11 protein-coding genes are annotated in these 7,749 nt (G+C 59.9%); 4 read left to right on the top strand and 7 right to left on the bottom strand.

The genetic code is table 11. From position 1 onward, the window contains the following. Nucleotides 1-66 precede the first annotated feature (66 nt). The 3 genes from B3520_RS13045 to B3520_RS13035 form a co-directional block, all read right to left on the bottom strand. Nucleotides 67-1,188, bottom strand: coding sequence for a 4-phosphoerythronate dehydrogenase (locus tag B3520_RS13045; protein WP_286805058.1), 1,122 nt, complete (start codon nucleotides 1,186-1,188; stop codon nucleotides 67-69). Between the two features lie 371 nt (nucleotides 1,189-1,559). Further along, a complete protein-coding gene (locus B3520_RS13040) occupies nucleotides 1,560-2,462 on the bottom strand; it encodes a 5'-3' exonuclease (RefSeq protein ID WP_286805059.1) in 903 nt (300 codons plus the stop codon). Further along, nucleotides 2,459-3,022, bottom strand: a complete 564-nt coding sequence (locus B3520_RS13035; RefSeq protein WP_286805061.1) for an elongation factor P hydroxylase — start codon at nucleotides 3,020-3,022, stop codon at nucleotides 2,459-2,461. Before B3520_RS13035 ends, B3520_RS13040 begins: the two co-directional genes overlap by 4 nt. A gap of 205 nt (nucleotides 3,023-3,227) precedes the next feature. Between B3520_RS13035 and B3520_RS13030 the strand changes: the two genes are divergently transcribed. Beyond that, entirely contained in the window at nucleotides 3,228-3,926 is a 699-nt protein-coding gene (locus tag B3520_RS13030; protein WP_024460654.1) for a hypothetical protein, read from the top strand. Between the two features lie 64 nt (nucleotides 3,927-3,990). Here the strand turns inward: B3520_RS13030 and tusA are convergent, their stop codons facing one another. Beyond that, on the bottom strand, nucleotides 3,991-4,245 hold the full coding sequence (gene tusA / locus B3520_RS13025) for a sulfurtransferase TusA (protein WP_123637754.1): 255 nt from the start codon (nucleotides 4,243-4,245) through the stop codon (nucleotides 3,991-3,993). Between the two features lie 150 nt (nucleotides 4,246-4,395). Between tusA and B3520_RS13020 the strand changes: the two genes are divergently transcribed. Beyond that, a complete protein-coding gene (locus tag B3520_RS13020) occupies nucleotides 4,396-4,776 on the top strand; it encodes a hypothetical protein (protein WP_123637755.1) in 381 nt (126 codons plus the stop codon). Nucleotides 4,777-4,853: 77 nt separating this feature from the next. Continuing rightward, on the top strand, nucleotides 4,854-5,144 hold the full coding sequence (locus B3520_RS13015) for an antibiotic biosynthesis monooxygenase family protein (RefSeq protein WP_123637756.1): 291 nt from the start codon (nucleotides 4,854-4,856) through the stop codon (nucleotides 5,142-5,144). Between the two features lie 12 nt (nucleotides 5,145-5,156). Here the strand turns inward: B3520_RS13015 and rlmM are convergent, their stop codons facing one another. Genes rlmM through B3520_RS13000 form a run of 3 tightly spaced genes read right to left on the bottom strand, consistent with a single transcriptional unit; the run spans nucleotide 5,157 to nucleotide 7,067 of the window. Continuing rightward, nucleotides 5,157-6,212 carry a 23S rRNA (cytidine(2498)-2'-O)-methyltransferase RlmM gene (rlmM, locus tag B3520_RS13010; protein ID WP_123637757.1) on the bottom strand — a complete coding sequence of 352 codons (1,056 nt, stop codon included), beginning with the start codon at nucleotides 6,210-6,212 and terminating at the stop codon, nucleotides 5,157-5,159. After that, nucleotides 6,209-6,844 carry an alpha/beta family hydrolase gene (locus B3520_RS13005; protein WP_286805063.1) on the bottom strand — a complete coding sequence of 212 codons (636 nt, stop codon included), beginning with the start codon at nucleotides 6,842-6,844 and terminating at the stop codon, nucleotides 6,209-6,211. Before B3520_RS13005 ends, rlmM begins: the two co-directional genes overlap by 4 nt. Continuing rightward, nucleotides 6,837-7,067 (bottom strand): YheU family protein, encoded by a 231-nt coding sequence (locus tag B3520_RS13000; RefSeq protein WP_286805064.1) that lies wholly within the window; start codon nucleotides 7,065-7,067, stop codon nucleotides 6,837-6,839. The genes B3520_RS13005 and B3520_RS13000 overlap by 8 nt, the downstream gene beginning before the upstream one ends. A 71-nt stretch (nucleotides 7,068-7,138) precedes the next feature. On the opposite strand from B3520_RS13000, the gene B3520_RS12995 reads away from it, so the two are divergent. Beyond that, nucleotides 7,139-7,663, top strand: coding sequence for a glycine cleavage system protein R (locus B3520_RS12995; RefSeq protein WP_024460661.1), 525 nt, complete (start codon nucleotides 7,139-7,141; stop codon nucleotides 7,661-7,663). Nucleotides 7,664-7,749: the final 86 nt, after the last annotated feature.

The following is a 7,749-nucleotide window of genomic DNA, read 5'->3' as shown; positions in this document are numbered from 1 at the left end:
GATCGGTCCGACGCCTCGGAGCGAAGCGCATCCGCCGCAACCCAAGCTCGGTACCACAGGGGTCCCCTACTTGAAACCGAGCTCGTTCAACCGCGCTCGCGCCTCATCTGATGCCTCCGACACCCGATAATTATTGAACTCCCGCCGCTTGGGATACTGCTTGCGCAGCTGATCAAACCCCTTGGCGAAATCCGCCTCACCACGCTCCGCCCGGTCCGCCAACGCCCGCAGGCGCTGGTCATCCTCGGCGATGGCGTACACTTGGGGAATCAGCGTTTTCAACGCCGACCAGACATCACCTCCCGCCAGCGTCCGCTCCGGGTCCGCCACCGCCGGACGCAAGGCATCCAACACTTTATCCGGCGCGCGGCCCAAGTGACGGCAAAGGGCCTCGTAAATCATGAAAGTGCCCTGCATCTTGCCGTCGTAGCTGTACCCGGCAATATGGGGGCTACCCAGCTCGACCCGTGCCAACAAGGGGCGGGAGATATCCGGCTCCGGCTCCCATACATCCAGCACCACCCGCAGGTCCGCTCCGGCCTCCAGGTGGGCAAGCAGCGCCTGATTGTCGATGACTGCACCCCGGCCAGCATTGAGCAGCACCGCCCCCGGGCGCAGTTGCTTGAGCTCTTCGGTGCCAATAAGGTGAAAACTCGGGTGTGAACCGGACCGGGTCAAGGGGGTGTGCATGCACACCACATCACTTTCGAACACGGTCTCTAGCGAGGTCAGGTCGGGAATCTGTTCAGTGGAGAGAAACGGGTCGTACACTCGACACTCCACCCCCTGGGCTTTCAGGCGCTGGTAAAGCCTCCCGCCGACATTACCGCACCCGATAATGCCAACGCGCTTGCCGAGCCAGTCAACATCCAGGTGCGCCAGCGCCGCATAGACGTACTCAACCACGGAGTTGGCATTACACCCGGGCGCGCTGGACCAGGTGATACCCTGCCGCTCCAGGTAGTCGATATCGAGGTGATCGACGCCAATGGTGCAAGTGCCCACAAACCGCACGGGGGTGTTGTGGAGCAGGGTTTCGTTGACTTGGGTAACCGAACGCACAAGCAGCGCGTCGGCACCTTGCAGGTCGGCATTGGTCATATCCCGCCCGGGCAGGCGAACAACCTCCCCCATTTCCCCAAAGCATTCATTGACCAGGGGGATGTTTTCATCAGCTACGATTCGCATTCAATAATCCAGTTGTTTGTTGATCACCAATATTGGGCGGTATCTGGCACTTCGGATTGTACCGCTGCGGTTGGGCATACCCCTGTGAGACACGCCGTGAATACATCCATGTAGGCTCATTACCCGCCGTCCAGGCGGGTAATGGTCTCACAGGGGTATGCCCAACCTCCGCCGTAGCGAGAGTTGACTTTGGTGGAGATAGCGACCTTTAAAAACGCACTATCTCCAGCGCCCGTGCAGTTAACTCCTACCCTCCCGCAGCACAACTATGCGAAGTACCAAAACCACCTAAATCCGGTCCCCAGTAAAACAATGCAGAGTACCCATAAACGGCGGGTGCGCTTCGCTTACCCGCCCTACGCGGAGTTTGGTCAGAAATCTTCGAGTACCCGTCGAGCCCGAGCCAGAAACCCTTCCCCAAAGCCCATTTCGTCGGCGAATTCCTCCATTGCCCACCAATCGACCGGCCCGAAGGTCAGATCTGAGAGCGTAACGTCTAACGGCAGATCGTCCACAATTTTGGCCAACTGGCGGGAAATCTCCACCTGCTCCCAGTTCGCCTCCAACTTCGCCGCCAGAGACTTCGCCCCCCGGATGGGCAAGGTTGCGACGGTCTCCCGGTTCGCCCACAGCTCATCCAGATTACCAAAATGAGCCAACAGCGCGCTCGCTGTCTTGGGGCCTACCCCCGGAACACCCGGGATATCGTCGATACTGTCCCCCACCAACGCCAAGTAATCCACCAACTGATCCGGCCGGACGCCGAGTTTTCGTTCAACATCCGGCGCGTAAGATCGCTGATCCGCCCCGTGGTCCCACAGATAATCCTGGGGCCGACACAACAGCTGGCCAAGGTCCTTGTCCCGGGTCAGGATTGCCAGTGGCCGGGGGCTGGCGCGCATGGTTCGGGCCAGGGAGCCGATCAGATCATCCGCCTCGTGGGTCTGGCTGGCGAAGCTGGCGATCCCCAGAATTTCGCCAAAACGTCGGCAGGCGGCCAACTGAAACGCCAGGGCCTCATCCGGGTGGGCCCGGCTGGCTTTGTAGTCCGGGTAGAGGTCGTTGCGGAAGCACTGACCCAGGCTCTCGTCGTAACAGGCGGCGAGGTGGGTCGGGCGGGTCTGTTCGATCAGCCGCATCAGAAAGGTGCTGTAGCCGTACACGGCACCCGTGCCGTAACCGTGCTCCCGGCTCGACCAGTTGTCGGGCAGGGAGAAATAATACCGGAAAATGTAGATTGAAGCGTCAACCAGGCAGATCGGGGACGGCGTCATGCCACATCCTCCCAGGCAAACCGGGTTTCAACCAACAGGGACTCGACATTCTCGGCGGTGCCATAGAAGGCGACCAATGCCGCCAGAAAGGCATGGACCCGGCGGCTGACGCCCTCCCGGCAGAAACGCTGCACCTGCTGATGAATCGCGCGCTTGAACGAATCGCTCGGGCCGAGCCCCGCCGCCAGGTTGTCGGCGCTGGGACGAAAACGCCAGCCCGCCGCTCGGGAGAACAACCACTCCAGGGCCTGGGGGCGCACCTCCACCCGCTCGAACTCCGCCTGCTGGGCCTCCGTACGGCCATCCGGCGCGTACCAATAGCCATAATCCTCTTTCAGACGGCGTGCCGGACCGGCGACACACCAGTGCGCCACCTCGTGCAGCGCGCTGGCGTAGTAATTGCGCGTAAACCAGATGCGGTGCGGCTCGCCGGGGGCGTACAGGGGCTCCTCGGCACCGCCACAGAGGCGCGTGGCGTGGCTTTCACTGAAGGTCTGGTCGAACAGCTGAATCAAATCTCGGCAATCGTGCCGGCTGGTGTCGCCAACATCGGTCAACATGCAACTCCTCAGGCACACTCGGGCCTGCAGGCTCTGGTGTGCGGAAAGATTTTTACTACTAGGTGTTGTGCTTTCGGGTTATAACCTATACTTTAGTGACAGATGGTTATGAAAAAGGCTCGAGCTGTGCTCGGGAACCAGTCTTTCACCATCGGTGTCTCCTGGGCTAGCGTCGTTAGCCCCAGCCTCAGCCGGGAGGTGTATTATGAAGACCTCACAGTCGCGCCACAACACGGAAAATGTGGTTGATCTCTTCACAGGAAAGTCTCTCTCCGAGCTGCACGATCAGCGCTTTGTCCGCCTGGCCCCGGAATTGGACGGCCTGGAAATGCTGTATTCCAACGATACCAGCGACGATCGTCTGTTCAGCCTGAAAATCCTGTGCTGGGGTCTGCGCGCCAATGGCGAGGTGGTGGGTCTGGTGCCCTGGCTCAATGATATCGTGGCTTGCCCGGACATCTGCGACCCGCTCAACGGCCAGTGGGAAGGGTATTACGATCCGGGCATTGATGATGTCTTCTTCGACGCCCCCATCCACAAGGTGGTCGAACTGGAAACGGCGGCGGAGTATTACGAGCTCCAATGTGAGAACGACGACGATGTCGTTCAGGAGTTGCCGGATACCATTGGCACCCACGCAGTGCTCGCCACCGAAGAAACCAACAAACTGAACCTGGTTGAAGTCATCAGCTGGCGTCTGCAGCATGACGGCAGCATTTACGGCATGCTCACCGACATGAACAAGATCGTGAGCACCCCGGTCCTGCCGGGCGATGCCTGCCTGTATCCGGCCCAGCAGAGCGATCAATTCCGGTACTTTTTCCAGCACCAGATCGCCAACAAGATCAAGGCGGAAGATCCGGAGGCTTTGGCGGCAATTTCGTTGTTGGTTGATGGGTATTGATTCAAGACGACTTGAGTGGATCTTGTCGGGTTACGCGCTGGCGCGCTAACCCGACCTACCTGAGTCAGCCACTCTTGCGGATGTAATACCGGTACTCTTCCCCTTCGCTTTCTTCCAGCACCAACTCGTGCCCGAGAAACAGACAGAACTTGGGCACGTCCCGCTCCGTGGATGGATCGGTGGCAATCATCTCGATCACCTCACCCGCCGCGACCTCACGCACCGCCCGATGCAACAACATGACCGGTTCCGGGCATACCAGGCCCCGGGCGTCCAACGCTTTGTGAATGGTCCCCGGACGTTCTTTGTGATCAGACATCGACCCTTCCCGTTATCATCAAGACGAAATTTTCGGCTTTTGCCGGTAAAGCACATACTTCGTTGCTAGACTTGAAGTAGGAGATCCGCCCGCAGGAGCGAAGCGCTGTTTCAGCGAACCGAGGCGTCGAGTTTTACAGGGGTAGTCTTTATGCCGTCACCCAATCGCCATACTGCACATAGTGCTTTAACGCCCACTGCTCTGGCCATCACCTCTCATCTACTGCGCCATGATAACCCGAATCTTGCGCAAGCCATACAGCAGGCGTTGAGGTCTCTCCCCTCAGCGCCGGCCCCAACCACCGCAGAAATCACCAGCGCCGCACTCAATCGCCAATTGCTCAGCAACCTCCACGCGCAAACGGTTGGAGAAATACTCGCAGCGCTGACGGCTCTGGGGCAACAGGCGTTGCACGACCATCAACGCCACCCCGAGCGCGTCGCGTTATTGCATGAGCTGCTGGATGAATGGGTCGCGCTGGCGGAGTGGATTCTGCAGCGCAACGAAAGTCCGCCCAGCCAGTGGCATTGACGCGCGCTTTGCATTCCCGGGCGCGGGCGCTAGAATAGCGCTTTTAACGCCTTTATTTTCATTAGCCGGAATCATTCATGATCTACGTGCTCGTTGAACGCCACATTGCCGACGGAATGGAAAGTACCTACGAAATGGCCGCGCGCAAAGCGCTCAAATCCGCTTATCAGGCCGAAGGATTTCTCAGCGGTGAAACCCTGCGGGACTTGCAGCGGCCCAACCACCACTACCTGCTGTCCAAGTGGCGCTCCCTGCACGACTGGAAACGCTGGTATTACAGCGACGAGCGTCACGAGGTCATGAACCAGCTAAATCCGACGCTCGCGGACTTTGAAAAAATCACCTTGCTGGACAAGAATCCCGTCTAGCAAGGCGCACAATCAGCGCAACCGCATGATGTGGCCGGTCACTTCTTCGCGGTCGTGATACAGCTGCTTGAACGCCAGCGCCACATCCAGCCCCGCCGCTTCACACTGCTGCTCGATTCGCTCCCGCAAGCGCGCCACTTCGGCATAGCGCTGCTTCATGGGCAGCTTCAGATTGAATACCGCCTCCCGACACCAACCCTGGCTGACCCAGAGCGCAATCATATTCGCCACCCGTGCCGGCTTGTCGGCAATATCACAGACCAGCCAATCCACCGACTTTTTCGGCTGATAGACAAAACCGTCTTCCCGATGATGAGTGACTTGGCCGGACTCCATCAGTGACTCCGCCATGGGGCCATTGTCCACCGCATCGACAAACATGCCCCGGCGCACCAATTGCCAGGTCCAGCCCCCCGGCGCCGCCCCGAGATCCACCGCTCTAAGCCCGCCGGCGAGGCGAACATCCCACTCGTACTCTGGGATGAAGTGATGCCAGGCTTCTTCCAATTTCAACGTGGCCCGGCTCGGGGCCTCTCTGGGCTGACGCAGGCGGGGAATTCCCATGGGCCAGGCGGCGCGGTTGTCCACCGGGCTGACGCCGAGGTACATACACTGGCCGGACAGTACCAGCAGATGCCAGTGCCAACGGCTCTTGGGGTCCACCAGGCGCTGCTTTTTCAGGGCGGCCATCAAGGGTGAGGTCAGCTTTTTACCGAGCGTCGACAGCTCTTTACCCTCATTGGTATCGGGTGTTTCCACTACCAGGGAGCGGGCGGCGGGAAGCGCCTGGGCCGCTTCCACCAGCGGCCCGACCCGATCCCCCGGGGGCAGGTTGGCCAGCGGCGCAGTGGTCACGAACCACTGCCGGGCAAACACCAGATCCATAAAATGCAGTTGCCCCACCAGCCTCTGCGCACCGTCGGGCTCATGGGTCACGTAGATCACATAGGCCTGCCCTTCGCGGGTTTTGATAAACCCGTACACACCGGCGGCGGTCGCCAGCTCCTGGATTTCTGCCGCGCACTCTTTTTCAAAACCGGGCCGACAGTGTAAAAACAGATGGTTCACGGGCGATCTCCCCAGTGTTGATCGATCCAGTCGACGATACCTTCGATCGCCGACTGCCAATGTTGTTGCTGACGGAACCCGGACTTCACTCGCGGTTTGAAGTCGTGGTCACCATCGTCCAGCCAGAGCCAGTTCAGGGTCGCCGGTAGATCATAAGCCCGGACCTCGTCCCGATTACCCAGCGCATCGCGAGTACCCTGCACTATCAGGGTCGTTACCTGAACCGCCTGTAAGGGCCCCAGACGGGTCTTGTCCGGCTTACCCACCGGATGAAAGGGGTAGCCCAGGCAAACCAGCCCCGAGACCCCGGGCTCATGCGCCACCAGGCTGGCCATCCGTCCTCCCAAGGACTTGCCGCCCACCAGTAGGGGAAGCGCCGTTGCTTGCGCCGACGCAATAGCCATTCGCCAGCTTTCCAACAGTTCGGGCTGTCGGTTGGGCGGTTTTTTTTTGCCCGCGGTCCGCCGCTCGGCCATATAGGGAAACTCAAACCGCCAGACGTCAACGCCCCGGGCACAGAGCCCCTCGGCCATGGCGTTCATGAAGTCACTGTCCATGGGCGCGCCCGCCCCGTGGGCCAGCAGCAAGCGGGCCGACGGGTTCGGCGGGGTATTTTTCAGCCAATCAGTCATCCCCGAGCTCCCGGGCATCCCGCTCCGGAAGCAGGCTGACGGTTTCGGTGGCGGGGTCGAACACGATCACCACATCGCCCCGCTCAATCTGGGCTTGTACCTGCTGTACCTTTCGCTCCAGGCTGGTTTCCTCCCAGCCGTAGTCGGTGCCCTCACGCGTGATGAACTCTTCAATAAGGCCTCGCAGGGCGTCGGCGGATACTTGCTGATGGGGAATGATCATGGCTTCACAATGACTTTTTTCCGGGGTTGCGCCACAATGGTGGCATAACAACTCTGAAGTGGATGACAACGATGCAACACTATTTGATTTTGACGCTGATCAGTGACGACAAGCCGGGCATTGTGGAGCGACTGGCGCAGATTATCCAGCAGCACGAGGGCAATTGGCTGGAAAGTCGCCTATCGCACCTGGCCGGCAAGTTTGCGGGTATTGTACAGGTTGCGGTGCCCGAAGCGCAGCGCGAACCCTTGACCGCCGCCCTGCAGGCGCTGGGCGGACAGGGGCTGAAGCTGGTGGTGGAATCCGCACAAGCCACCGAGCGCGCGCCCTTCCGCGCCTTCCGCTTTACCGTGGCGGGGCCGGATCGAGCCGGTATCGTGTTGGAAATCGCCCAGGCGTTCGCCGAGCGCAGCATCAATATGGGCGAGTTGGAAACCGATTATTCCAGTATGCCCTGGTCCGGCGAGCCACTGTTTCAGGCCAACGGAGTAATTGAGGTTCCGGAGTCGGTGGATATGGACGAGCTACACGATGATCTGGATTCCATTGCGGATCAGTTGGCGATTGATATCCGTCTGGAAGAGGACCAACCGTAGGATACCCATGTAGTATCACTTACAAAGCCTTATCGGTGCATTCGTCACGCTCCGGTATCAGCGAGGAACACCTATTGCAGACCCGC

The sequence above is a fragment of the Marinimicrobium sp. UBA4509 genome (assembly GCF_002388575.1).
Classification (GTDB): Bacteria; Pseudomonadota; Gammaproteobacteria; order Pseudomonadales; family Cellvibrionaceae; genus Marinimicrobium; species Marinimicrobium koreense.
Note: the sequence above shows the minus strand (reverse complement) of the source record. Positions and strands in the feature narration are given on the sequence as shown.

Coding starts and splice junctions, on each gene's coding strand:
- B3520_RS13040 (WP_286805059.1), bottom strand. CDS start 2,462: ATGACGCCGTCCCCGATCTGCCTGGTTGACGCTTCAATCTACATTTTC.
- B3520_RS13015 (WP_123637756.1), top strand. CDS start 4,854: ATGATCTACGTGCTCGTTGAACGCCACATTGCCGACGGAATGGAAAGT.
- B3520_RS13045 (WP_286805058.1), bottom strand. CDS start 1,188: ATGCGAATCGTAGCTGATGAAAACATCCCCCTGGTCAATGAATGCTTT.
- B3520_RS13030 (WP_024460654.1), top strand. CDS start 3,228: ATGAAGACCTCACAGTCGCGCCACAACACGGAAAATGTGGTTGATCTC.
- B3520_RS13005 (WP_286805063.1), bottom strand. CDS start 6,844: ATGACTGATTGGCTGAAAAATACCCCGCCGAACCCGTCGGCCCGCTTG.
- B3520_RS13035 (WP_286805061.1), bottom strand. CDS start 3,022: ATGTTGACCGATGTTGGCGACACCAGCCGGCACGATTGCCGAGATTTG.
- tusA (WP_123637754.1), bottom strand. CDS start 4,245: ATGTCTGATCACAAAGAACGTCCGGGGACCATTCACAAAGCGTTGGAC.
- B3520_RS12995 (WP_024460661.1), top strand. CDS start 7,139: ATGCAACACTATTTGATTTTGACGCTGATCAGTGACGACAAGCCGGGC.
- B3520_RS13020 (WP_123637755.1), top strand. CDS start 4,396: ATGCCGTCACCCAATCGCCATACTGCACATAGTGCTTTAACGCCCACT.
- B3520_RS13000 (WP_286805064.1), bottom strand. CDS start 7,067: ATGATCATTCCCCATCAGCAAGTATCCGCCGACGCCCTGCGAGGCCTT.